Here is a 23,323-nt window from a genome sequence, read left to right as displayed (position 1 = left end):
GGTGGGTCGCGGTTGGTACGGCGGGCCGGCGCCCGGCGGCTCAGTCCACCAGTCCCAGCCGCGCGGCCCGCACCCCGGCGGAGAACCGGCTCTGCGCGCCCAGTTTCTCGGTGATCTGGGTGAGCAGCCGGCGCAGCGTCCTCTCCGAGCAGCCCAGCCGCCGGGCGATGGCCTCGTCCTTGGCCCCCACCGCGAGCATCGTGAGCACCTCCCGCTCCTGCGGGGAGAAGGCGTCCGCCTCGTCGCACCGGCGGGCGTCCGCGTACGGCCGGGCGGCCACCCAGCTGTGCTCGAAGACCTGCCGGAAGCTGCGGGCCAGCTCCGGGCTGTGCAGCACCAGGTCGCCCGCCGGGCTGCCGTCGTCGTCCGGGCCGAGGGCCACCACCGTCACCGCGCGGTCCAGCACGTTCATGTACAGCGGCACCGTGGGGGCGACCCGCACCTCGAAGCCCGCGTCGGCGACCGCGTCGAGGTAGCGGCCGACGCCCTGGCCGCGCAGCGCCTGTGCCGACACCAGCATCCGGGCGGTGGCGCCCTGGGCCGTGAACGTCAGGTCGTGGGCGAGGCTCGCCTCCAGCACCGCCGCCTCGGGGAAGGTGTTCCGCATCGCCAGCATCTCGTCACGGCTGAGCGCGTCCAGCTCCTCCAGCCGGGTCCGCAGCTCCTGGCGGTCGGAGAAGAACTCCAGCCGGACCGAGCCGCGGCCGCCGAGCCGGGTGGCCGGGAGCAGGCTCAGCACGTCGTCGATGGCGAGCACCGTCCGCAGCAGTGACTCGCCGGCCGTGCGCACCGCCCGCTCGTGCTCCGACAGCAGCTCCCGCAGGGCGCGTTCGGGGGAGCTGAGCCGGCTGTGCCCCTGGTCCAGCAGCCGGTGCTCGGTCAGCCACCGGCCCACGTCCTCCGGCAGCGTTTCGAGTTCCCGTGTCTCCTGGACGGTGTCCCGGACCCCCGAGGCGGTGATCCGCTGGACCAGTGACGCGTACACCTCCCGTGCCCTGTGCGGTCCGCGTGCGGAACCGGGTCCGACCGGGCCGTGCGGCCGCGGCCCGGTCCGGCTGTTCATACGATGATCCTCGCCGGACATGGCTGCACGATAAGGCCCGGTGCGCCCCGGCGACCAGCGGTCTGCCGCCGGTGACCCTGCGTCGTGTGCCCGCCGCGTGGCCGTCGCGCCGTGCGTCGTGTGCCGGCCGCGTCACCCGCCGCGTGCCCGTCGCGCCGTCCGTCGCGTGCCGGTCGTGCCATCCGTCGCGCCGCCCCGCGCCACCTGTTGTGTGCCGGCCGCGCCGCCTCTGGGCTGCCCGTCGTGTGCCCGGTGCGCCGCCCGTCGCCCGACCTGAGCGGGCCACTGCCGCACGCCGCGTGCCCGGCTCCGGCGGGGGTGCCGACCGGGGAGCCGGGCGCCCGGGGCGTGGCCGGGGGCCGGGCGGGACCGTCCGTACTGGCCGCGGGGGCCGTGGCCGCAACCGGCCACGCCCGATCCGGCCGGGAGCAACCCGCGGAAGCTGACGCTACGTTTCTCCGCGGCGCCGGGCGAACCCCGGTGGCCACCCTTTCAACCCCCCCGGAAAAGGCCGGTGCGTCGTGCGGGCGCACCGTCCGTCGAGAAAGGTTTGCGTGCCATGAAGCGGCTCCACATCGGTGCACTTCTGCTCGCCGTGCCGACGGCACTCGTCCCCGCGGTCGGCGCCGCCGCATCCAGCGGCAAGGACGCCACCCCGGCCCCGCTGGTCTCGGTGGAGAAGGCGGAGGCGGGCACCGCCATCCCGTCGAACTACATCGTCACCCTCAAGCCCGGCGTCGACGCCAAGAAGCTGACGGGTGAGAAGAAGGTCAAGGCCAAGCACGTCTACAAGGTGCTCAACGGCTTCTCGGCGAAGCTCTCCGGGGACCAGCTGGACGCGCTGCGGCGCAGCGACAAGGTGGCCGCCATCGAGGAGGACCAGACCTACAGAGCGGACGCCACCCAGTACAACGCGCCCTGGGGTTTGGACCGGATCGACCAGCGCAGCGGCCGGGACGGCGCGTACAACTACACGCGGAACGGGTCGGGCGTCACCGCGTACATCATCGACACCGGCATCGACACCGCGCACTCCGACTTCGGCGGCCGGGCGCGCAACGTCTTCGACGCCTTCGGCGGCAACGGCGCCGACTGCCACGGACACGGCACGCACGTGGCGGGCACGGTCGGCGGCAACACCTACGGGGTCGCCAAGGGCGTGCAGCTGCGCGGCGTGAAGGTGCTCAACTGCCAGGGCTCCGGCTCCACCTCCGGCATCGTCGCCGGCTTCGACTGGGTGCGCCAGAACGCGGTCAAGCCCGCGGTCGCCAACGCCTCGCTGGGCGGCGGCTACTCCACCGCGCTGAACAACGCGGCGACCAACCTGGCCAACTCCGGCGTCCACCTGGCCGTCGCGGCGGGCAACGAGAACCAGGACGCCTGCAACGTCTCCCCGGCCAGCGCCTCCGGCACCATCACGGTGGCCGCCTCGGACAGCAGCGACCGCAAGGCGTCGTTCAGCAACTACGGGTCCTGCACCGACCTCTACGCGCCCGGTGTCTCGATCACCTCGGCCCGGATGGGCGGCGGCAGCACCTCGATGAGCGGCACCTCCATGGCGTCCCCGCACGTCTCCGGTGTCGCCGCGCTGTACAAGTCGAACTACGGTGACGCCTCCTCCGCCACCGTCAACCAGTGGCTGACCAGCAACGCCACCACCAACGTGATCGGCGGCAACGTGGGCAGCACCCCGAACCGGCTGCTGTTCAAGGCCGGTCTGTGAGCCGGCCCAGGTGCTGACCGCCGCCGTGCGGACCGGTCACCCGCCGGCGCCTCCCGCCGGGTGACCGACACCCACCGCGCCCCCGTCCCGGGCCCCCATCCGGGACGGGGGCGCGGTGCGTGCGGGCCCGGGAACGGACCCGCGGGGCGTGAAGGCCGTGACCGGGTGACGGCCGTGCCGGGGTGATGAGGTGACGGCCGTGACCGGGTGACGGGCGACGGAGACGGGGCGCCGGGCGCTGCGACATCCGGTGGAGTCCGGGCGCTACTCCCCGGGGAGTAATCCGGCACACCGGCCGCCCGGGGCAGTAGCGCCGATCTCCGTCGCCGGCGCGACGATCGGGCCGGCCCGCGCCGGGAGCCTGGTGGGTATGAAGACACCCGTCACCACCGAAGCACCACCACCGGGCCGGACCGGGGCGCGGCGCCGGGCGCTGCCCTGGCTGGTGGTCGTCCTGTGGATCGCCGCGATCGCCGTCGCGGGCCCGCTCGCCGGGAAGCTCGGCGACGTCCAGCAGGACCGTGCCGTGGACTACCTGCCGGCCGGCGCCGACTCCACCCAGGTCGCCGAGATCCGGGACGCCCTGCCCGGCGGCGAGGCCACCGAACTCGTCGTGGTCTACCACCGCGCCGACGGACTCACCGGCGCCGACCGGGAGACCGCCGCCGGACAGATCGCGCGGATCGCCCGGGACCACCGGCTGACCGGCGGCGACGCCCCGGAGGGCATCCCGTCCCGGGACGGCACCACGCTGATGTACCCGGTCGCCAGCACCGCGCCGGGCCAGGACGAGGACGCCCGGACGGACTTCGTCGCCGAGGTCCGCGAGGTGGCCGAGGGCGGCGGCGGTCTGGACGTCGAGGTCGGCGGCCCGGGCGCGCTGGACGCCGACGCCCAGGAGGTCTACGGCTCGCTGGACGGCCCGCTGCTGTACACCACCATCGCCGTGGTCGCCGTGCTGCTCATCCTCATCTACCGCAGCCCGCTGCTGTGGCTGGTGCCGCTGGTGGTGGCCGGGGTGGCCAACACGGTGTCGATGGCCGCCGCGTACGGACTCAACCAGCTCTTCGACACCCCCATCTCCGGCCAGAGCTCCGGCGTGATGACCATCCTGGTGTTCGGTGCCGGCACCGACTACGCGCTGCTGCTGGTCTCCCGCTACCGCGAGGAACTGCGCCGCCACCCGCTCCCGTACGAGGCGATGCTCGCCGCGGTGCGCGGCTGCGGCCCCGCCGTGCTGGCCTCCTCCGGCACCGTGGCCGCCGGACTGCTGTGCCTGCTCGCCGCCGACCTCAACAGCAGCCGCGGCATGGGCCCGGTCGCCGCCGTCGGCGTGGTCTGCGCGCTGCTGGCGATGATGACCCTGCTGCCCGCGATCCTGGTGCTGCTGGGCCGCCGCGTCTTCTGGCCGCTGGTGCCCCGGTACGGCAGCGCGCCCAAGGCACGCCGGTCGCTGTTCACCGCCATGGGCAGCTCGGCCGGGCGCCGTCCGCTGACGGTGCTGACCGGCGGCGCGGCGCTGCTCGGCGCGCTGGCCCTGGGCACCCTGGCGCTGCCCGACGGCCTCAAGCAGGAGGACAGCTTCATCGACCGGCCGGAGTCGATCAGCGCGATGAAGACGCTCGCCGCCGCCTTCCCGGAGCGCAGCGCCCAGCCGATCGTGGTGATCGCCCCCACCGACCGGGCGGACCGGGCGCTGGCCGAGGCCCGGGACACCGAGGGCGTCGCCGCCGCCGAACGCGTCCGGGGCGACAAGGAGTGGACCGAACTGTCCGTCACCGCGGAGCACCCGCCGCAGACCGCCGGCGAGACCGCCACCATCGAGGCGCTCCGCGACCGTCTCGACGGCGACCTGGGCTCCTACGTCGGCGGCCCCAGCGCCCAGGAACTCGACCTCGGCGACACCAACGCCCGGGACCGGCTGGTGGTCATCCCGCTGGTGCTGGTCTCGGTGCTGCTGATCCTGATCGCCCTGCTGCGCAGCCTGGTGGCGCCGCTGCTGCTGCTCACCGCGGTGGTCGCGGTCTGGGGGGCGTCGCTGGGCATCGGCGGACTGGTCTTCGAGCCGCTGTTCGGCGTGGAGGGCACCGACCCCGGTCTGCCGCTGCTGTCCTTCGTCTTCCTGGTGGCGCTCGGCGTGGACTACGGCATCTTCCTGATGCACCGGATGCGTGAGGAGTCGCTGTCCGGGGCCGAACCGCGGGACGCGGCGCTGACCGCGCTGCGTACCACCGGCGGGGTCGTCGCCTCGGCCGGCCTGGTGCTGGCGGCCACCTTCGCGGTCCTGCTCAACATGCCGATGGTGCAGCTGTTCGAACTCGGCTTCGTCATCGCGGTCGGGGTGCTGCTGGACACCTTCCTGGTCCGTACGTACCTGGTGACCTCGGCGAGCGTGGCGCTGGGCCGCAGGGTGTGGTGGCCCGGGCCGCTGTCCCGCCCTGCCCCGGCCGGCGGCCGGCCCGTCCCGGTGGAGACCACCGCCGCGGAGCGGCCGGAGCGTGAGCCGGTGGGCTGACCGTGGGGTGACCCGCCGCCGGGCGGCCCCTGGCCTCCCGGTGCCGGGCGCGGTCTCGGGCCTCCGCCGCCGGGCGGCCCCTGGCCTCCCGGTGCCGGGCGCGGTCTCGGGCCTCCGCCGCCGGGTGGCTCTGGCCTCCCGGTGCCGGGCGGCCTCGGGTCTCCGCCGCCGGGTGGCCGGGGCCGTGGACCCTCGCCCCCCGCGCCCCCGCGCCGCCCGCGCCCCCCGCGACGCCGGGCCCCAGCGCCCCAGCGCCTCGCGCCGCCCGCGCCGCCGGGCCCGGACCGCCACCGCGGCCCTGGGCCCGGCGGCGGTGCCGGTGTCCGTGGCGCGGTGGGGTACGTACCTGCGGCCCGGCCGGTCCCGGTGTCCGTGGCGCGGCCGGTGGGGGCGCCCTGTGGCCCGGGCGGTGCCGGCCGGCCGCGGCCCTGCCGTGACGCCGCCGGCCTGCCGGTGCCGGTCCCCCGTGGCGCGGCCGGTGCCGGTGTCCGGGCGTGGTACCGGCGTCGCGGACCGGTCACGTACCCGCCCGGACCCTCCCCGACCGACCCCCGTACCCGAGGATGGAGTGGTGACTGAACCGTCCACCGGCCCGACCGCCGGACCACCCGCCGCCGCCCGCCGCCCGGCCGGCGCCGCGGCCACCGAGGACGCCCCGCCGGTGGCCGGGGCGCCGCGGAACCCGCTTCCCGCGCCGCGGCCGGCGGGGTCCGTCCCGGGCCCGGGGGCCGCCCGGCCCGCCGCACCGGGCCCGGCCACGGCCGGGGGCCCGGCCCCCGCGCCGGTCGCCGCCCCGGCCCGCGGCGGGCCGGGACGGTCGCGCCGGATCACCGCGCTGCCGGGGGCGGCGCGGATGGCCCGGGCCTGGCCGGGACTGGCACGCCGGGTGCGGGACATCTCCCGGCGCGCCTTCTACGTCGACCTCGCCATCGCCGTGGTGGTGCTGCTGCTCCAGACGACGCTGGCGCTGACGGTGACCGAGGCCGGCGGAACCACCCCGGACGCCGTGGGCTGGCTGCTGCTCACCGCCGCCGCACTGCCGCTGCCCTGCCGGCGGCGCGCCCCGCTGGTCACCCTCGGCCTGGTGCTCACCGTCACGGTGCCGTACCACGCGATGGGCAATGTGCACGTCGCCGGTACGGCGGCCGCGCTGCTGGCCCTGTACACCGTGGCCGCCGCCGGGCCCCCGCTGCGCACCGTCATCTGCGTGACCGTGGTGCTGAGCGTGGTCACCGTGGCGATGCTCCTCACCCCCGAGCACGACGCCGAGGTGAGCGGCGACATCCTGCGCAGCCTGGGCTGGGTGCTGGTCGCCCCGGCGTTCGGCGAGATGGTCCGGGTCCACCGGCGGTACATAGCGGCCGTGGTGGAGCGGGCGGAGCGGGCCGAGCGCACCCGGGAGGAGGAGGCGGCCCGCCGGGTCACCGAGGAACGCCTGCGCATCGCCCGCGACCTGCACGACCTGCTGGCGCACAGCATCACCCTGATCGGCGTGCAGACCTCGGTGGCGGCGCACGTGCTGATCGCCGATCCGGACAAACTGGACCGGGACACCATCGCCGCGGCGCTGGACGGCATCGCCGACACCTGCCGCGAGGCCCGCGCGGAACTGCGCACCACCCTCGGGGTGCTGCGGGGGGACGAACAGGGCGCGGGCGACAGTCTGGACCCGCTGCCCCGCCTGGACGGCCTCCCGGACCTCGTCCGGATCGCCCGTTCGGCCGGGGCCGAGGTGGTCCTGGCGGTGGAAACCGCGGGTACCGCCGGCCCGGCCGGGAACGGGGGCCGGCTCCCGGTCGGCGCCGGGGACGGCTCCCGGCTCCCGGTCGGCCCCGGGGGCGGTCCGGGGCTCGCGCTCGGTCCCGGTGGCGGAGGCGGTCCCGGGGACGGTTCCGGGTTCGGGGACGGTCCCGGGCTCGGGGGCGGGGACACGCGCACCGGCTCCGGCACCCCGGACACCGTCCCCGCGGCGGGCGGCACCGGCTCCGTGACGGGCACCCGTACCCGCGCCGAACGGGTCGCCGTGCCGGCCGCGGTCGGCGCCGCCGCCTACCGGATCGTGCAGGAGTCGCTCACCAACGCGGTCCGGCACGCCGGGCCGGACGTCAGCATCCGGGTCGCCGCGCACATCGAACGCACCGGCCCGGCCCGTGCCCTCCGCATCACGGTGACCGACAGCGGACCGGGGCCCGGCGCGCACCCCGAGCCGGAGGCCCCGGCCGGCGGCGGCTTCGGAATCGCGGGGATGCGGGAGCGGGCCCGCACCGTCGGTGGCACCCTGAAGGCCGGCGCCCGCCCCGGTGGCGGCTTCATGGTCACCGCGGTGCTGCCGCTGGACGGCCGATCGCGACTGGAGGACCCGAGTTGAGCACGCTGCCCCCCGCCGGCCCGCCCCGGCCCGCCGTCCCGGCCGGTTCCGGCGGGTCGTCCCGCTCCGCCGCCCCGCCCCGGTCGGGCGGGCTGTCCGCCGTGCCGGCCGTCTCCGCCGGTTCCTCCCGCTCCGGCGTGCTGTCCCACCCCGCCCGGCCGGACGGGGGGCCGGACGCGTCCGGCACCGGGTCCGGAGCCGGTGACCGGCCGGGTGCCGGTGCCGGGCGGGATTCCGGTGCCGGGCGGGTGGTCGGTGCGGGGACGGCCGCCGGTGACCCGGTCCCTTCCGACGGCCCGGCGGGGGACGGTGCCGACGGTCCGGTCCGGGTGCTGCTCGCGGACGACCAGACGCTGGTCCGGGCCGCGTTCGCCATGCTCGTCGGCTCGGCCCGCGACATGGTGGTGGTCGGCGAGGCCGGGACCGGCCGGGAGGCCGTCGCGCAGACCCGGGCCACCCGGCCCGACCTGGTGGTGATGGACGTACGGATGCCCGACCTGGACGGCATCGAGGCCACCCGCCGGATCGCCGCCGACCCCGAACTGGCCGGCGTCCGGGTGCTGGTGCTGACCACCTACGACACCGACGAGCACATCGTGGAGGCGCTGCGCGCCGGGGCCTCCGGCTTCCTGGTCAAGGACACCCGGCCGGCCGAACTCCTCGACGCCATCCGGACGGTGGCGGCCGGGGACGCCCTGCTCTCCCCGGGGCCGACGGCCCGGCTGATCGCCCGGGTGCTGCGGCAGCCCGCCGTGCCGCCGTGCGCCGCCGAGCGGGCGGCCGATGTCTTCACCGCGCTGTCCGAGCGCGAACAGCAGGTCCTCACGCTGGTCGGGCGGGGGCTGAACAACGCCGAGATAGGTCAGGCCCTCAACCTCAGCCCGCTCACCGCGAAGACCCATGTGAGCCGGATCATGGGCAAGCTCGCCGCCCGCGACCGCGCCCAACTGGTCATCGCCGCGTACGAGTCGGGGCTGGTCACCCCGGCCGCGGCGGGAGGCGGCCCGGCACCCGCCGGGTGACCCGCTCTGCCCGGGCGGGGCGGGCGAGGTGCCACCGGCGGGCGGCGGCCGGCGGGTACGTGGGCGGCGGCCGCCGCGGGTTCGGCCGGCCACGCCGTGCGGGCCGGGCCCGCCGGGGAACGGCCGGGAAGGCCGGCTCCGTCCGCCGTCGCCGTCCGGGACCACCGTCCGCCGCCGACGCCGCCCGGGGCCCCGTACGCCCGTAGCCGTCCGGGAACGCCGCCCGGGTTGGGTCCGGGGTCGCGGTCCACACCGCCGCCGCTCCGGCCGGTGCCCCGGGACCGCCGGCCGTGCCGGTACCGGGGCCGCCGCCCCGGCCGGCGCTCAAGTGGCCTCGCCCGCCCTCCCGGTCACCCCAGACGGGCCGCGACGGTCCGGGCGCACTCCAGCGCCTCGGTGTGCGTGGTGTCCACCACCAGGTCGTACTCCACGCCCTGGTGGACCTGTTCCGCCTGGGCCTCGGCCATGCCCCGGGGCCGGTCGCCCCGGCCGATCTCGCGGCCCGCGGCCACCGTGGCGTCGCACCGGACGCCGACCCAGAGCACGTCGAGCCCCTCCAGCGCGGTACGCCACCGCTGCTGGGACGCGGGGCCGCCGAGGAAGACCTCGTCCACGATCACCCGGGCGCCCGCGCGCACCATCGCCGCGACCCCGACGGCCCACGCCTCGTCCAGCGCCTTGAACTGAGCCCCCAGCGACACCCCACCGTCCGCCGCGAAGCCGATCCCCTCCTCGGAGGTCTGCATCGAGGGCGGCATGGCGTCGATGAGGGTGTCCACCCCCAGGGTCAGCCACGGGTCCGGCAGGATGGCCTGGAGACACCGGGCGATACCGGACTTACCGGAGCTGGACCCGCCGTTGAGTACGATCACCTGAACTGTCACGGCGTCACGGTAGACGGGCGTGACCAGGGGCGCCGGGAATATGCGCCCCCCCCGCACCGGCCCCGCGTGTACCGGACCGCCGTCCGCCCCACCGCCGCCGGCCTCACCCGGGACCGCCACCCGCTACCCGTCACCCGTCACCCGCGCGTCCTTCTCCGCGTCCCTCCGCGTCCCTCCGCGTCCCTCCACGTCCCTCCGCGTCCCTCCGCGTCCCTCCATCCCCGTCACCGGACGGTTCGGAATCCCAGCCCTGGGCGGCCGCGAAGGCGGCACCGTACTCCGCCGACCAGCGGCCGAGCGCGGTGATCGGTTCCAGCAGGGTGGTGCCGAGGCCGGTGAGCGCGTACTCCACCCGGCGCGGAGACCGGGCATCGACCCGCCGCTCGACCAGCGCGTAGTCCCGCAGCCGGTGCAGCGTCTCGTTGAGCACCTTGGCGCTGATGCCGCCGATCTCCGCCCGCAGCTGGTGCGGGCGCCGGGGGCCGTCGGCCAGCGCGTAGATGACCACCGCGTTCCAGGTGTTGGCCAGCAGGTCGAAGCCGAGCCTGGCCCGGCAGTCCGCCAGCAGTCGGTCCGGTTCCGTCATGGCCCCTCCCTACCACAGCCGTTGGACACCATTCGGTTCCCGTACCGCTCCCTAGCGTGGTGGGCACCGGCACCGGGCGTCGCGCACCGGGCATCGGCGCACCGGGCGGACGCGTGCCGGCACACACCCAAGGAGCAGTCATGCGGATCGGAATCCTCGGCAACGGGAACATGGCCGGAGCCCTCGGCGCCCACTGGGTCCGGGCCGGCCACCGGGTACGCGTCGGCGGCAGGTCCCCGGAGCGGGCGGCGGAACTGGCCCGGCAGATCGGGGCGGAGTCGTCCGGCCAGCTGAACGAGATCGCCGGCTTCGGCGACGCGACACTGCTCGCCGTCCCCTACGGAAGCGCCGCCGAGGTCGTCCGGGAGACCGGCGGGGCGCTGGCGGGCCGGGTGCTGATCGACTGCACCAATCCCGTCGGTCCCGGTTTCGTCCTCACCACCGCCGAAGGCCCGTCCGGCGCCCGGCGCATCGCGGACGCCTCCGGGGCCCGGGTGGTCAAGGCGTTCAACCTCTGCGCGGACTCGGTGTGGCGCCACACCCCGGTGGCCTTCGCCGACGGCCCGCTGGCCGTTCCGCTGTGCGGTGACGACGAGGCCGCGCTGGAGACCGTACGGGCGCTGGTCCGGGACGTCGGCGGGGCGCCGCTGGACGCGGGAGGCCTGGACCGGGCCGGGCTGCTGGAGGCCACCACCGCCTTCCTCATCGGCCTGTGGGTGGGCGGCCACGACCCGCGCACCATGCTGCCCCCGACGCACGCGATGGCGTGACGCGCCGCCGGCCGGGCGCTCCACCGCGGGTCCGGCGTGGTGGGGCGCCCGGGGGCACGACCACGAAAACCGGTTGCCCGGGCCGGCGGCGGTCTGGTGCACTGCTCCCCACCCGATCCGGCGGTGCCCGCCCCGGACCACCCGGGCCCCGGGCCGTCGGCCCACCGGCCCGGGCACCGGCACGGGAACCACCCGGACCACCCGGGACCCGGCGCCGTCCGGGAATCCGCACCACCGCCCCGGAACCGCCGGGACCACCCGGACCAGGACCCACCGGGACCGCCCGGACGCCGGGACCCACCGGGCACCGGACCCATCCGGCACCAGTACCGCCGGAGACCACCGGGCCCCACCGGCCCACCGAACAAGGAGACCTGATGCGAGCTGCGTGCATGTCCACCACCTGCGAAATCACCATCACCGCAAAGGACATGTCACGCAGTGCACACGCTGAACCTGGGAATCCTGGCGCACGTCGACGCCGGTAAGACGAGCCTGACCGAGCGGCTGCTCCACACCGCCGGGGTCATCGACGAGGTCGGCAGCGTCGACGACGGCAGCACCCGTACCGACTCCTCCGAGCTGGAGCGGCGGCGCGGCATCACCATCACCTCCGCCGTGGTCTCCTTCGCCCTGGGGGACGTCACGGTCAACCTCATCGACACCCCCGGCCACCCGGACTTCATCGCCGAGGTGGAACGGGCGCTGAGCGTGCTCGACGGCGCGGTGCTGGTCGTCTCCGCCGTCGAGGGCGTGCAGCCGCAGACCCGCGTACTGATGCGGACCCTGCGCCGGCTCGGCATCCCCACGCTCCTGTTCGTCAACAAGATCGACCGGGCCGGCGCGCGGTACGGCACGCTGCTCCGGGAGATCGCCGAGAAGCTCTCGCCGGCCGTCGTCCCGATGGGCACGGTCGCCGGGCCGGGAACGCGTGCCGCCCGCTACGTCCCGCACACCGGTGACGACCCGGACTTCACCACCCGGCTGCTGGACGTACTCGCCGCCGAGGACGACGCGCTGCTCGCCGCGTACGTGGCGGACGAGACGTCCGTGGCCTACCCGGAGCTGCGGCGGGCCCTCGCCGCGCAGACCGCCCGGGTCCGTGCCCACCCGGTGTTCTTCGGGTCGGCGGTGACCGGCGCCGGGGTGGCCGAACTGGCCGACGGTATCCGGGAACTGCTGCCCCGGACGGCGGGCCGTGCGGACGGCCCGGCCCAGGGCACCGTCTTCAAGATCGAACGGGGCCCGGCCGGCGAACGCGTCGCCTACCTGCGGATGTTCTCCGGCACGGTACGGGTGCGGGACCGCCTGATCTTCACCCGCCCGGCCGCCGCCGGCCCGGACGGGACCGGGCCTGACGGGGCCGGCACCGGGACCGCGGACCCGCGGATCCCGGTCGCCGCCGAGCAGCGGATCACCGGGATCGGCCTGTTCGACCAGGGGGAGGAAGTGCCGGCGCGGGCCGTGACCGCCGGCCGGATTGCCACGCTGCGCGGGCTGTCGGCGGTCCGGATCGGGGACACGGTGGGCGGTCCGCGGGGGACCGCGCCCGCCGCGCGGCACTTCGCCCCGCCGACCCTGGAGACCGTCGTGGTCCCGGTACGCCCGGCCGACCGGGGCGCGCTGCACGCGGCGCTCACCCAGCTCGCCGACCAGGACCCGCTGATCAACCTCCGCCAGGACGACGTACGCCGGGAGATCTCCGTCTCGCTCTACGGCGAGGTGCAGAAGGAGGTCATCCAGGCCACCCTCGCCGAGGAGTACGGCATCGACGTCACCTTCCGGGAGACCACCACCATCTGCCTGGAGCGGCCGATCGGCACCGGCGCCGCGGTGGAGATCATCGACACCGACCCCAACCCGTTCCTGGCCACCGTCGGCCTGCGCGTCGAACCGGCACCGCCGGGGGCCGGGGTGGCGTTCCGGCTCGGAGTGGAGCTGGGCTCGATGCCCTTCGCCTTCTTCCGGGCGGTGGAGGAGACCGTACGGGAGTCCCTGGGCCAAGGACTGCACGGCTGGCGGGTCACCGACTGCATGGTGACCATGACGCACGCGGGGTACTGGCCGCGGCAGAGCCACTCCCACGCCGTCTTCGACAAGAGCATGTCCAGCACCGCCGGGGACTTCCGCAACCTCACCCCGCTGGTCCTGGCAGCCGCCCTCGCCGAGGCCCGCACCCAGGTGTACGAGCCGGTGCACCGCTTCCACCTGGACTTCCCGGCGGAGGCGCTGAGTCCGGTGCTGGCCGCACTCGCCCGGCTCCGCGCCGTCCCCGGCCCACCGCGGCGGCGCGGGTCGTGGTACGAGCTGGAGGGCGAGATCCCGGTCGCCCGGGTGCATGAGCTGGAACGGCGGCTGCCCACCCTGACCAGCGGCGAGGGCGTCCTGGAGACGGCCTTCCACGACTACCGCCCGGTGCACGGCACACCCCCGGCCCGGCCCCGCACCGACCACAACCCGCTGGACCGCAAGGAGTACCTGCTCCACGTCCAGCGCCGGGTGTGACGGCCCCCGGCGGGAGGCGGTCCGGCGGCGGTGCGTAGACCGGCCGGTGGCGATGCGGGGGCCGGTGCGTGGGGAGGCGGCCCGCGCACCGGCGACCGCGCGGCGAGGGGGCCGACCCCGGGGCGTGGGAGTGCCCCCGGGCGGTGCCGCCACTCACCCGTAGAGCCGCCGGGCCGCCGGGCTGCCGGCCCTGAAGCGTCGGCCCGCGGCGATCTCGTCCCCGATCACCGACCAGGTGGTCTCGTCGTCCCGGAAGGGGAGCGGGTCGACGCCGCCGATCTCCGCACGGATGCGGTCGACCTCGCGGTCCAGGCGCTCGAAGCCGGCCTCCTCGTCGTCGTCACCGAAGGTGAACTCCTCCAGCAGGCGCTGGAACCGGAGGGTGACATGGATGAGGGAGGAGACGTCCGTGTGGAGCCCGAGCACGGCCTCCTCCTCCAGGTCGACGGCGTACACCGCGCCGGAACCCGGATCGAGGGCGATGTGGGCGTTGAGCAGCCAGCCGATGACGGGCCACGCGCCCGGGCCCCCGGCAGCGTCCCCGGCGGCGCCCCCGCAGCCCTCGAAGCCGTCGCAGCCCTCGAAGTCCTCCACGTCGACGACGTCCCGGACGAGCGGCAGCCGGCCGGATTCCTCGTCCGGCTCCCGCAGGTGGAACGTCCCGGTGGGGACGCCGACGGTGCGCAGCAGCCGGGCGCCCGGGGTGTCCGCCGCGGCGGGCGGGAAGGCGGTGGCGGGCAGGGTCGCGAGCCGGTCCTCGCCGAACAGGTCGGCGAGTTCGCCGCGGGTGACGTCGAAAAGCACTGCCAGGACTCCGGATTAGGTGGCGGCACGGGTGCCGCGGACATCGGCGTGCGGCCGGGGCCGCACCGACAGCCTCGCACTCCGGCCGGTGACACCTACGATGCATACGTGGTGACCGGCGGTGGTGAGCGCGTCGTCGGGAAGCGAACGGCCGGCCAGGTGATGCCTTTGCGAGATTCTCCCAGGCGTGAGGCCGCAGCTCTGCAGTGAGTCGGTACCGCGCTCGGCGGCCCGGAGAGCACCAACCAGGACCACGGCCCCGCGTGCGCACAGAACCATGAGGCACCGTGCCGCAACACCTGGAAGAGTGCAGCCATGCCCAACAAGCGTCCGCGCAACGCGACACTGGCCGAGATGGTGGCCTCGTTGCCGCCGGCACCGGACCCGCCCGTCGAATGGGTGCGGTCGCCCGCCGGCTGCGAGGAGTTCGTCGACGACGAGGGCCAACTCTGGCGGAAGGTGCGGGGCCCGCTCCACCCGCGGCTCACCCGGCGTCTGGTGACCCAGGCGGATGCGCTGATCATCGGAGAAGGTGGCGGAGGAGAATTCCGCCACGTTCCCGCGGCTGACCGGCTCGCGACCTGGGACCGGATCAAGGACCGGCTCATGGTGGACCGCACACCCGGTTACGCCCCCTACGAGTTCGTCTCCGCGGACGGCCTCACGCTCCTCTACATCGAGGAGAATTGCTGAACACGGCGTCCGGTCAACGGGTCACCCGGTGGCGGAGATAGACGACTCCTGAGCCGAAGGTGCGGGTCTCGGTGAGTTCGAGGTCCACCCGGCGCTCGTGCTGGGGGAAGAACGGGATGCCGCCGCCCAGCAGCACCGGGTGGACCTTGGCCCGGTACTCGTCGATCAGATCGGACTCGGCCGCCGCGGCGGCGAGGGCCGCGCCGCCGATGGCGATGTCGCCGTCCCCCGGCTCGGCCCGCCACCGTTCGATCTCCTCCGCCAGGCCGCCGGAGGCCAAGCGGGCGTTGCCCTGCACCGCCGACAGCGTGGTGGAGAACACCACCTTGGGGAGCGCCCGCCAGATCGCGGCGAACTCGCGCGTGGAGAAGTCGAGTGAGGGATTCTGGTCGGCGGTCTCCCAGTACAGCATCGTCTCGTACAGCCGCCGGCCCAGCAGGTGGACGCCGGCCCTGCGCACCTCGTCGGTGGCGAAGCGGAAGATCTCCTCGTCGGGCATCGTCCAGTCGAAGCCGCCGTCCGGCCCGACGATGTATCCGTCGAGTGAGATGTTCATCGAATAGGTCACGCTGCGCATCGGACGTCCTCCTCGGTGACGGGTCTCGACGGTACGACCGCCGGGCGCCGCAGAACTCATCGCGACGCGCGGGAATCCATGCCCGGAAGTTCGCCGGGCCGAGTCACCTCCGGCCCGCCCGGCGGGCGGCGCCATCGGGGCGGCGCCGGGCGTGGCCGGGGTGTGGTGGACTTGAGGCGGCGGGGCCGGCTCCGCGCGGAACTCACCGGAGGGGTGCCTGGATGACCGAGCTGTTCGAGGACGACGACTCCTACACCGGGCCTCCGCTCGACGAGGGTCTGGTCCGCCGGGCCGAGGAGGAACTCGGGCTGCGGCTGCCGCTCAGTTACGTCGAGGTCCTGCGTCTGCGGAACGGGGGAGTTCCCCGGCGCCGCTGCTGTCCCACCGAGTTCTCCACCACCTGGGCCCCGGACCACTTCGAGATCAGCGCGATCCTCGGCATCGGCGGACCGTGGGGAATCATCGACCATCCGCCCGGGGCGTCCACCTCCTACTCGGTCACCGAGTGGGAGTACCCGGAGATCGGTTTCGTCGTCTGCGACACGCCGTCGGCGGGCCATGACACGGTGATGCTCGACTACTCGGCATGCGGCCCCGACGGCGAGCCGGCCGTGGCGTACGTCGATGAGGACCGCGTCCCGCGGCGGGTCGCGGACTCCTTCGCCGCGTTCCTCACCCGGCTGACCGACTGCCGCCGCTTCGACTGAGCCGGAGCGGCCCGGTGCCCTCCGGAGCCGCGCTGCCCGCGGAGGGCCGGGGTGTTCCGGGGCCGCCGTGGGACCGGGGGCGGGCGGGCCCCGCAGGGGGCGCAATTGTGGTTGACGGTGGTCAGGGCCGCTTATAGGTTCGACCAACCCCCCGCGCCACGCCCGTTCCCGGCGGGCTCCGTGGCCTCCGGCGGGCGTTCCCGGCGGTGCGACGGTTCCGCCGCCGGTTCGCACGTTCCCTGCGAGGAGGGGTGTCACGGGAGAACAGCACGCGGAACACCCGGCGGATGGTGTTCCCTCCGGGAGCGGTCCCCGGCCGGCCGTCCCGCTCCGCCTCTGACCGCCCCGCTCCTGACCGCTCGCCCCGCCCCTCCGGCGTGGACAGTTCCCGGTCGCCCGTCCGCGGTCGCCCGCCGCCGTCGCCGTCGCCGGTCCGGGCCCCCCGCCTCCGTACCGGCCCGCCGTCTCCCGGCATGCCCCTTCGGGCGCGCTCCGCCCGCGCGGCGGGGCGCCGTGCGGGCGGTCACCGTCCCCGCCCGTCCCCCCCAGTCCTGGAGTACCCGCACCATGACGACGCCTGTCGCCGCGCCCGGCGCGCGGCTGTGGAGCCGCAACTTCTCGCTGTACTTCGTCGCCCGCATCGTGTCGATGCTCGGGGACGCGATGACCCCGGTCGCCGTCTCGGTCGCCGTGCTGACGCTCGGGTACGGGGTCACCGGTGTCGGTGTGGTGCTGGGTGCCTGGACGGGGATGTTCGCGCTCTTCGTGGTGTTCGGCGGGGTGTTCGCCGACCGGTTCCACCCGGTCCCGCAGATGATCGGCTCCGATGTGGTGCGGTGCGCCCTGCAGTTGGGGATCGCCGCGTGGATGTGGGCCGGACACCCGCCGCTGTGGTTCCTGATCGCCACGGCTTTGCTGGGCGGGCTGGCCACCGCGATGTTCCAGCCCGGCGTGTCCAGCCTGGTCCCGCAGGTGGCCCGGGACCCGCAGCAGGCCAACGGGGTGCTGCGGGTCAGTCAGGGGCTGGCCCAGATGGGCGGCCCCGCCATCGCCGGCATCATCGTCGCCTCCACCTCGGCCGCCTGGGCGTTCGTGGTGGACGCCGCCACGTTCGCGGTCAGCGCGGTGTGCCTGGCCGCGCTGAAGCTGGCGCCGTTCACCGCCGCTCGCGGCGGGTCCACGCTGTCCGATCTGCGGGCCGGCTGGAAGGAGTTCAGCTCCCGGGCCTGGCTGTGGTCGGTGATCCTCATCTGGATGGTGCTGGGCATCTTCGTCTTCGGCCCGGTCGTCCCGCTGGGCGCGGCCTCCATCGTGGACGCCCACGGCAAGGCCGCCTTCGGCTGGGCCGAGGCCGTCTTCGGGGTCGGCAACGTGGTCGGCGGCCTGGTCGCGATCCGGCTGCGCCCCGCCCGCCCGCTGTTCGCCGGGGGCGTGGCGATGCTGCTGTTCCCGCTGATGCCGCTGGCCGCCGGCGCCCTGCCCGACTTCTGGCTGCTGCTGGCCGGGTACGGGTTCGCCGGCGCCGGCTGGGCCTTCTGGAGCGTCCAGTGGGCCACCAGCGTGCAGACCCAGATCCCCCCGGACCGGCTCAACCGGGTCACCGCCTACGAGATCGCCGGCTCGGTGATGGCCGTCCCCGTCGGGCAGGCCATCGCCGGTCCGGCGAGCGCCCTGGTCGGCGTGCACGAAATGCTGCACCTGTCCGCCGTGGTCGGACTGGCGGGCGCCCTGGCCCTGCTGGTGACGGGCCCGGTCCGCCGGCTGCGGCGGGTCGCCACGCCGCCCCTGGCGCGCGGCGGCCCGGAGCACCGGCCCGCGGACTCCGGCGCCTCCGCCCCTTCCTGACCGGCGTGCGTCCGCCCCCGGGTCCCGGCGCCCCGCCGGACCCGGGGGCCACAGGCTGCGGTGAGCCGGCCGCCGGCTCCGGCGTGTCCGGGCGCGGGTGCCGCGGGCTCCGGCGCCCCGTCCGCCCCGTCCGGCGCCCGTCCGGACCGTCCTGAGCGCGGGGGTGATCACCTCCCGGCCGCCGGCGGCGGGAAACCTTTCACCCGTCCGTAGCAAAAGCTGTTGTTGCCGCTGTAGAAATTCGTCGACTACGGGGCTACCATACTTATCGTAGCCAGGGAGTCAGTGAGGCGTGGCAGAGACGAACTGCCCGCATGCGGAGCTGAAGCCGCGGCACGGCGGTGGGGTGGTGGGGCCGAGCAGGTTGCGATGGTCCTCCCGCCGACCGCCGGGCCCGGCGGCCGGGTAGCAGGGCCGCCGGCGGTGCGCGGGCTCCGCGATCACACGAGGTTCACCGGAAGAAAGAGAGAAGGAGGCGGACGCCATCAGGATCGCCCGGGCGAGAACGGATCGCCTGGGTACCGCAGGCCCCGGAACGGAAGGTGGTCACACGGTCACGCATCCGCGATCCCCGCACGCCGCGCCCTTCGTCAGGGGCCGGTGCGGAAACAGAGGGTCGGCCACGCAGTAGGCCGACCGATGGTGTTACAAATCCCTCGGGGCCTTGGTGCCGTACGGCACCAAGGCCCCTCGACGCGTTTCCCCGAACAGAGGTGCAGATGACCGCAGACACACCGCTCGACCGGATCGATGACGACGACTACCCCGCCTACACCATGGGACGGGCGGCGGAGATGCTCGGCACCACCCCCGCCTTCCTGCGGGCCCTCGGCGAGGCCCGGCTGATCACACCGCTGCGCTCCGAGGGCGGTCACCGCCGCTACTCCCGCTACCAGCTGCGTATCGCCGCCCGCGCCCGGGAGCTGGTGGATCAGGGCACCGCCATCGAGGCGGCCTGCCGCATCATCATCCTGGAGGACCAGCTCGAAGAGGCCCGCCGGATCAACGACGAGCTGCGCCGCGAGCGCGGTACCGTCGGGTCCGGCAGCCATCAGGCGGACGCCTGACCCGCATCCTGAGCGGCCGGGACTCCCGCGCCGCGCCGCCACACCACGCCGCCCCCGCCGTCATGGGTCGGCCGGTCCGGCGGCTCGCACCGCCCCGGGCCGGTGCCGCCGGTGTCCCGCCCCGGTCGGTCCGGCCCCGTCTTCCGTCTTCGACCCCGGACGGTCCCGCGTCCCGACGTCCGCCGACGGCCGGGGACCGCCCCGAGGCCCGCGTCCGGCCGCCGACCGAGGCGTGACGGCCTGGGGCCGCCCGGGCGGCCGGGGCTCGCGACGGTCTGGGGCCGCCCGACGGTCCGCGTCGCGCCGACGGCCCGGGACCGCCCCACGACCCCTCCGGATCGCCCCGGGTCCCGCCGGCGGCCGAGGCATGACGGCCGGGGGCCGACGGCCAGGGCTCGCGACGGCCGGGGCGCCCCGATGTCGGCCGGCGCCCCGACGGCTTCGCGCCGCCCGGCGGCCCGCCGCGCGTTTCCGCCGGCCGCCAGGGCCGCCGGGGCCGCCCGGGCTGCCGGGATCAGGCGGTTTCGGGGCCGCCGAGCAGCGCGGAGGCCCGCCGGAGCGGGTCGGTGGTCGCCGGGACCGCGTCGGTGGTGGCGGTGCGGCAGGTGAAGCCGAGCTTGGCCATGGCCCGGAGGACCTCACCGCTGCTGAAATCGCGGCGGTCCTGGCGGGTGATGACCTGGCCGACCTGCTTGGCCGGGTAATGGCGGCGCCCGATGATCACGGAGTCACCGGTGACCGGCTCGGGCTTGACGTCCTTCATCGCTTCCAGCACGCCGCCCTTGGTGAGCTCGAACGGGAAGCGGGCGATGACGCAGCGCATGATGCCTCACAGGGAGAAGGAGGAACGGGAGGGGGGAAGGGGGAGGGGGTCGGTGGGGGAGGGCGCGGACGCCCGCCCCCCGCCGTCGCCGGCCATCGGCGGGGTCCCGGTCTCGCCGGTGCCCCGCCGGGTGTCCGGCTCCGGTCACCGCGCTCCGTGCCGGGGCGGCGGTCCGCCGCCGTCGGCGATGTCGCGCAGGCGGACCTGGTCGGTGTATCCGGCCCCGTCCCGTACGGCGAGGAGCCGGGCCTGGGTCACCAGGTCGGTGCGCCGGCCGTCCTCGCCGCGGACGACGAGGTGACCGGTGCGGGCGGCGGCCATGACGGAGAGCGCCACCTCGACGGTCATGTCGTCCCAGACCTGCGAGGCGGCCGGGTCCATGGCGTCGGCGCCCGTGCCGTGCGTGGCGTCGGTGCCCGTCAAGCGATGATGTGTCCGGACCAGCGTCAAGCGGTGCCTCCTGGAGGGGTGGATCGGCTTCCGGGCCGGCCGGTGTCAGGCCGCGGCACCCGACCGCCGGGCGGACGTGCGCCGGGTCGCCGGGCCCGGACGGCGCCGGCCCCGGGAGGCGGCGGCGCGCTGGGGCCGTTCGGCCACCGGCGTGGTGATGACGACCGGGATGCCGGAGGGGGTCTGGGCGCCGGTGATGCGGCGCAGGTCCTCGGAGCCGGGGCGGACCCGGGTGGTGTGCGGGACGATCCCGGCCGCCGCCATCAGGCGCGTCATGGCACGGCGCTGGTCCGGGGTGACCAGGGTGACGACGCTGCCGGACTCGCCCGCCCGGGCGGTGCGCCCGCCGCGGTGGAGGTAGTCCTTGTGGTCGGTGGGGGGATCGACGTTGACGACGAGGTCCAGGGCGTCCACGTGGATGCCGCGCGCGGCGACGTTGGTCGCCACCAGCACGCTGACGTGTCCGTTCTTGAACTGCGTCAACGTACGGGTGCGCTGCGGCTGCGACTTGCCGCCGTGCAGGGCGGCGGCCCGGACCCCGCTGCTGAGCAGGTGCCTGGTCAAGCGGTCCACGGCGTGCTTGGTGTCCAGGAACATGATCACGCGGCCGTCGCGGGCGGCGATCTCGGTGGTGGCGGCGTGCTTGTCGTCACCGTGGACGTGCAGCAGGTGGTGTTCCATCGTGGTGACCGAGCCGGCCGACGGATCGACGGAGTGCACGACCGGGTCGCTCAGGTAGCGGCGCACCAGCAGATCGACGTTGCGGTCCAGCGTGGCGGAGAACAGCATCCGCTGGCCCTGCGGGCGGACCTGGTCGAGCAGGGCCGTGACCTGCGGCATGAAGCCCATGTCGGCCATCTGGTCGGCCTCGTCGAGGACGGTGACGGCGACCTGGTCCAGCCGGCAGTCACCGCGCTCGATGAGGTCCTTGAGGCGTCCGGGGGTGGCGACGACGATCTCGGCGCCGCCGCGCAGCGCGCCGGCCTGCCGGCCGATCGACATCCCGCCCACGACGGTGGCCAGGCGCAGCCGCACCGCACGGGCGTACGGCGTGAGCGCGTCGGTGACCTGCTGGGCGAGTTCCCGGGTGGGGACGAGGACCAGGCCCAGCGGCTGCCGGGGCTCGGCGCGCCGCCCGGCGGTGCGGGCCAGCAGGGCCAGCCCGAAGGCGAGGGTCTTGCCGGAACCGGTGCGTCCGCGGCCGAGGACGTCGCGGCCGGCGAGGGAGTTCGGCAGCGTCGCGGCCTGGATCGGGAACGGCTCGGTCACGCCCTGCGCGCCCAGCTCGGCCAGCATCGCCGCGGGCATCGCCAGCTCGGCGAAGCCGGCCGCGGCGGGCAGTGCCGGGGTGACCGTCTCGGGGAGCGCGAACTCACCCTGCGGCGCGGCGGGACGGCGGCCGGAGCCGCCGGAGCGGGCCGGCTTGCCGGAGCGGCCCCGGTCCGGTGCACCGGACCTTTTGCCGCTGTTCCCCGCTTCGGCACCGCGATGACGAGTGCGGGCGAATCGGTCGTTCGTGCGTGTGCGGTTCATATGCGGAACCTTCCTCGATGCGGCGCGTATCAAGGAATTCCCGCAGCGAGGTGCGCGTGGAGAATTGCAAGAACAAGCCGAATGGGATTGGGGTGAATAGTGCGCGGCGCTCGGGTGGGGATGAGCGGGTGCGCGTTCCCGGGGGAGAGTGCGGGCGCGGATGGTGCGGGTGCGCCGGATCCGCGGCTTCCCGCGGTTCTCCCCGGGGGAGAACCGGTGCGGGAAGCACGTGCAGCTGGGGCCCGCACCCCGAAGGATGCGGGCCCCAGCTACGGTGTGCGAGCTATGTTCGCGCGCCGACGTCAGGCGGGAACGATGTTCTCGGCCGTCGGGCCCTTCTGGCCCTGCGCGATGTCGAACTGGACCTTCTGGCCCTCAAGCAGCTCACGGAAGCCCTGGGCGGCGATGTTCGAGTAGTGGGCGAACACGTCGGGGCCGCCACCGTCCTGCTCGATGAAGCCGAAGCCCTTTTCCGAGTTGAACCACTTCACGGTTCCGGTAGCCATGTCTGTCTCCTTCGGGGCAGTGAGTCGGCATCCGCACCGCGCGGACACCGGGTCGCTGCGATGATCGCCCCGCCCGGATGAGACCGGCATCAAAAAGTACTTCCGGCGGCACGGTGACCGACCGGGAAGCACTTGAAATTCGGGAACCACAACTGCAACTGGAATCGACAGTAGCACGTCGCGGCGGCCGGTGCTGGTTGAATGATCACGCTCCACTCAATACCGCAAGGAATTTGCCCGCGTGTTTCGCCAAATTCTCATCCGGCGGATGCAGATATGGTGCCGTCGCCACCGCGCCGGCACCGGGACCGCCGGCTCCGCGCATCCGGTCGACACCCGGGCGGCGGGGCCGGGGAGGCCCTGCGGGCCTGGTGGGGGGGCGTTTCCCGGCGGTGCCGGGCCGGGCGCGGGTGGGCCCCGGCGGCCACCGGACGGGCCGCCGGCGCGGTGCGGTGCGGTGTGCCGCGGTGCGTGGCGGAGGTCACCCGCGACCGGGGTGACCCTCACACCGGCAGGGCCGCCGCGGCGGCCTCCCGCTCGGTCTCCGCCAGCAGGCCGGTGAGCGCCGCCCGCGCGGCGAGCAGCTCCGCGATCCGCGCGTCGATCCCGTCGAGCTGGTCGCGCAGCAGGTCGCCCAGGCACGGCTCGACCTCTGCCGCGCCGCCGCAGGCGCACTCCAGGATGGGGCGGATCACCCGTGTCGGCAGCCCGGCGCCGAGCAGCACCCGGATGCGGCGGACCACCTCCGGGGCGTCGGCGGCGTAGGCACGCTGGCCGCCCGCGGTGCGGTGCGCGGTGAGCAACCCCTGCTCCTCGTAGTACCGCAGCAGCCGGACGCTGACCCCGGTGACCCGCGACAGCTCACCGATCTTCACCGGGAAC

20 protein-coding genes are annotated in these 23,323 nt (G+C 75.2%); 10 read left to right on the top strand and 10 right to left on the bottom strand.

What is annotated here, in order from left to right:
* Positions 1-40: 40 nt before the first annotated feature.
* The gene (locus IHE55_RS32565) at positions 41-985 is read right to left on the bottom strand and encodes a helix-turn-helix transcriptional regulator (RefSeq protein WP_197988422.1); all 945 of its coding nucleotides are present in this window, start codon (positions 983-985) and stop codon (positions 41-43) included.
* A 637-nt stretch (positions 986-1,622) separates the two neighbouring features.
* Between IHE55_RS32565 and IHE55_RS08210 the strand changes: the two genes are divergently transcribed.
* From IHE55_RS08210 to IHE55_RS08195, 4 genes are all read left to right on the top strand, one after another.
* Entirely contained in the window at positions 1,623-2,786 is a 1,164-nt protein-coding gene (locus IHE55_RS08210) for a S8 family peptidase (protein WP_197988421.1), read from the top strand.
* 370 nt (positions 2,787-3,156) lie between these two features.
* Positions 3,157-5,301 (top strand): MMPL family transporter, encoded by a 2,145-nt coding sequence (locus IHE55_RS08205; RefSeq protein ID WP_197988420.1) that lies wholly within the window; start codon positions 3,157-3,159, stop codon positions 5,299-5,301.
* An 853-nt stretch (positions 5,302-6,154) separates the two neighbouring features.
* A complete protein-coding gene (locus IHE55_RS08200; protein ID WP_197988419.1) occupies positions 6,155-7,669 on the top strand; it encodes a sensor histidine kinase in 1,515 nt (504 codons plus the stop codon).
* 329 nt (positions 7,670-7,998) lie between these two features.
* Positions 7,999-8,691 carry a response regulator transcription factor gene (locus IHE55_RS08195; RefSeq protein ID WP_307826565.1) on the top strand — a complete coding sequence of 231 codons (693 nt, stop codon included), beginning with the start codon at positions 7,999-8,001 and terminating at the stop codon, positions 8,689-8,691.
* Positions 8,692-9,041: 350 nt separating this feature from the next.
* Here the strand turns inward: IHE55_RS08195 and cpt are convergent, their stop codons facing one another.
* Positions 9,042-9,575, bottom strand: a complete 534-nt coding sequence (cpt, locus tag IHE55_RS08190; protein ID WP_197988418.1) for a chloramphenicol phosphotransferase CPT — start codon at positions 9,573-9,575, stop codon at positions 9,042-9,044.
* A 130-nt stretch (positions 9,576-9,705) separates the two neighbouring features.
* A complete protein-coding gene (locus tag IHE55_RS08185; protein WP_197988417.1) occupies positions 9,706-10,161 on the bottom strand; it encodes a winged helix-turn-helix transcriptional regulator in 456 nt (151 codons plus the stop codon).
* A gap of 140 nt (positions 10,162-10,301) precedes the next feature.
* Between IHE55_RS08185 and IHE55_RS08180 the strand changes: the two genes are divergently transcribed.
* Positions 10,302-10,931 (top strand): NADPH-dependent F420 reductase, encoded by a 630-nt coding sequence (locus IHE55_RS08180; RefSeq protein ID WP_197988416.1) that lies wholly within the window; start codon positions 10,302-10,304, stop codon positions 10,929-10,931.
* 441 nt (positions 10,932-11,372) lie between these two features.
* Positions 11,373-13,436 (top strand): elongation factor G, encoded by a 2,064-nt coding sequence (locus IHE55_RS08175; protein ID WP_197988415.1) that lies wholly within the window; start codon positions 11,373-11,375, stop codon positions 13,434-13,436.
* Positions 13,437-13,589: 153 nt separating this feature from the next.
* On the opposite strand, the gene IHE55_RS08170 is transcribed toward IHE55_RS08175, so the two are convergent.
* Complete coding sequence (locus IHE55_RS08170) at positions 13,590-14,240, bottom strand: SUKH-4 family immunity protein (RefSeq protein WP_197988414.1); 651 nt, start codon at positions 14,238-14,240, stop codon at positions 13,590-13,592.
* 315 nt (positions 14,241-14,555) lie between these two features.
* Here IHE55_RS08170 and IHE55_RS08165 point away from each other — a divergent pair, with 315 nt between their 5' ends.
* Positions 14,556-14,933 carry a hypothetical protein gene (locus tag IHE55_RS08165; RefSeq protein WP_197988413.1) on the top strand — a complete coding sequence of 126 codons (378 nt, stop codon included), beginning with the start codon at positions 14,556-14,558 and terminating at the stop codon, positions 14,931-14,933.
* 13 nt (positions 14,934-14,946) lie between these two features.
* On the opposite strand, the gene IHE55_RS08160 is transcribed toward IHE55_RS08165, so the two are convergent.
* The gene (locus IHE55_RS08160; RefSeq protein WP_197988412.1) at positions 14,947-15,510 is read right to left on the bottom strand and encodes a dihydrofolate reductase family protein; all 564 of its coding nucleotides are present in this window, start codon (positions 15,508-15,510) and stop codon (positions 14,947-14,949) included.
* 221 nt (positions 15,511-15,731) lie between these two features.
* Between IHE55_RS08160 and IHE55_RS08155 the strand changes: the two genes are divergently transcribed.
* From IHE55_RS08155 to IHE55_RS08145, 3 genes are all read left to right on the top strand, one after another.
* Entirely contained in the window at positions 15,732-16,217 is a 486-nt protein-coding gene (locus IHE55_RS08155; protein ID WP_197988411.1) for an SMI1/KNR4 family protein, read from the top strand.
* A 567-nt stretch (positions 16,218-16,784) separates the two neighbouring features.
* Entirely contained in the window at positions 16,785-18,062 is a 1,278-nt protein-coding gene (locus tag IHE55_RS08150; RefSeq protein WP_197988410.1) for an MFS transporter, read from the top strand.
* Positions 18,063-18,781: 719 nt separating this feature from the next.
* The gene (locus IHE55_RS08145) at positions 18,782-19,129 is read left to right on the top strand and encodes a MerR family transcriptional regulator (RefSeq protein ID WP_197988409.1); all 348 of its coding nucleotides are present in this window, start codon (positions 18,782-18,784) and stop codon (positions 19,127-19,129) included.
* Positions 19,130-19,643: 514 nt separating this feature from the next.
* Here the strand turns inward: IHE55_RS08145 and IHE55_RS08140 are convergent.
* The 5 genes from IHE55_RS08140 to IHE55_RS08120 all read right to left on the bottom strand — a co-directional run bounded on the left by IHE55_RS08140 (position 19,644) and on the right by IHE55_RS08120 (position 23,316).
* Complete coding sequence (locus tag IHE55_RS08140) at positions 19,644-19,952, bottom strand: SCO5918 family protein (protein ID WP_197988408.1); 309 nt, start codon at positions 19,950-19,952, stop codon at positions 19,644-19,646.
* A 144-nt stretch (positions 19,953-20,096) separates the two neighbouring features.
* Entirely contained in the window at positions 20,097-20,375 is a 279-nt protein-coding gene (locus tag IHE55_RS08135; protein WP_372442639.1) for a CBS domain-containing protein, read from the bottom strand.
* 72 nt (positions 20,376-20,447) lie between these two features.
* Positions 20,448-21,935 carry a DEAD/DEAH box helicase gene (locus tag IHE55_RS08130; RefSeq protein ID WP_197988406.1) on the bottom strand — a complete coding sequence of 496 codons (1,488 nt, stop codon included), beginning with the start codon at positions 21,933-21,935 and terminating at the stop codon, positions 20,448-20,450.
* Positions 21,936-22,237: 302 nt separating this feature from the next.
* Positions 22,238-22,441 carry a cold-shock protein gene (locus IHE55_RS08125; protein WP_197988405.1) on the bottom strand — a complete coding sequence of 68 codons (204 nt, stop codon included), beginning with the start codon at positions 22,439-22,441 and terminating at the stop codon, positions 22,238-22,240.
* Between the two features lie 503 nt (positions 22,442-22,944).
* Positions 22,945-23,316 carry a MerR family transcriptional regulator gene (locus IHE55_RS08120; RefSeq protein ID WP_197988404.1) on the bottom strand — a complete coding sequence of 124 codons (372 nt, stop codon included), beginning with the start codon at positions 23,314-23,316 and terminating at the stop codon, positions 22,945-22,947.
* Positions 23,317-23,323 lie beyond the last annotated feature (7 nt).

Source organism: Streptomyces pactum (assembly GCF_016031615.1).
Taxonomy (GTDB): Bacteria; Actinomycetota; Actinomycetes; order Streptomycetales; family Streptomycetaceae; genus Streptomyces; species Streptomyces pactus.
The sequence above is the reverse complement of the archived record's forward strand: the minus strand, read 5'-3'. Positions and strand labels throughout refer to the sequence as shown.

Coding starts and splice junctions, on each gene's coding strand:
- IHE55_RS08210 (WP_197988421.1), top strand. CDS start 1,623: ATGAAGCGGCTCCACATCGGTGCACTTCTGCTCGCCGTGCCGACGGCA.
- IHE55_RS08205 (WP_197988420.1), top strand. CDS start 3,157: ATGAAGACACCCGTCACCACCGAAGCACCACCACCGGGCCGGACCGGG.
- IHE55_RS08200 (WP_197988419.1), top strand. CDS start 6,155: ATGGCCCGGGCCTGGCCGGGACTGGCACGCCGGGTGCGGGACATCTCC.
- IHE55_RS08185 (WP_197988417.1), bottom strand. CDS start 10,161: ATGACGGAACCGGACCGACTGCTGGCGGACTGCCGGGCCAGGCTCGGC.
- IHE55_RS08180 (WP_197988416.1), top strand. CDS start 10,302: ATGCGGATCGGAATCCTCGGCAACGGGAACATGGCCGGAGCCCTCGGC.
- IHE55_RS08165 (WP_197988413.1), top strand. CDS start 14,556: ATGCCCAACAAGCGTCCGCGCAACGCGACACTGGCCGAGATGGTGGCC.
- IHE55_RS08160 (WP_197988412.1), bottom strand. CDS start 15,510: ATGCGCAGCGTGACCTATTCGATGAACATCTCACTCGACGGATACATC.
- IHE55_RS08155 (WP_197988411.1), top strand. CDS start 15,732: ATGACCGAGCTGTTCGAGGACGACGACTCCTACACCGGGCCTCCGCTC.
- IHE55_RS08150 (WP_197988410.1), top strand. CDS start 16,785: ATGACGACGCCTGTCGCCGCGCCCGGCGCGCGGCTGTGGAGCCGCAAC.
- IHE55_RS08145 (WP_197988409.1), top strand. CDS start 18,782: ATGACCGCAGACACACCGCTCGACCGGATCGATGACGACGACTACCCC.
- IHE55_RS08140 (WP_197988408.1), bottom strand. CDS start 19,952: ATGCGCTGCGTCATCGCCCGCTTCCCGTTCGAGCTCACCAAGGGCGGC.
- IHE55_RS08130 (WP_197988406.1), bottom strand. CDS start 21,935: ATGAACCGCACACGCACGAACGACCGATTCGCCCGCACTCGTCATCGC.
- IHE55_RS08125 (WP_197988405.1), bottom strand. CDS start 22,441: ATGGCTACCGGAACCGTGAAGTGGTTCAACTCGGAAAAGGGCTTCGGC.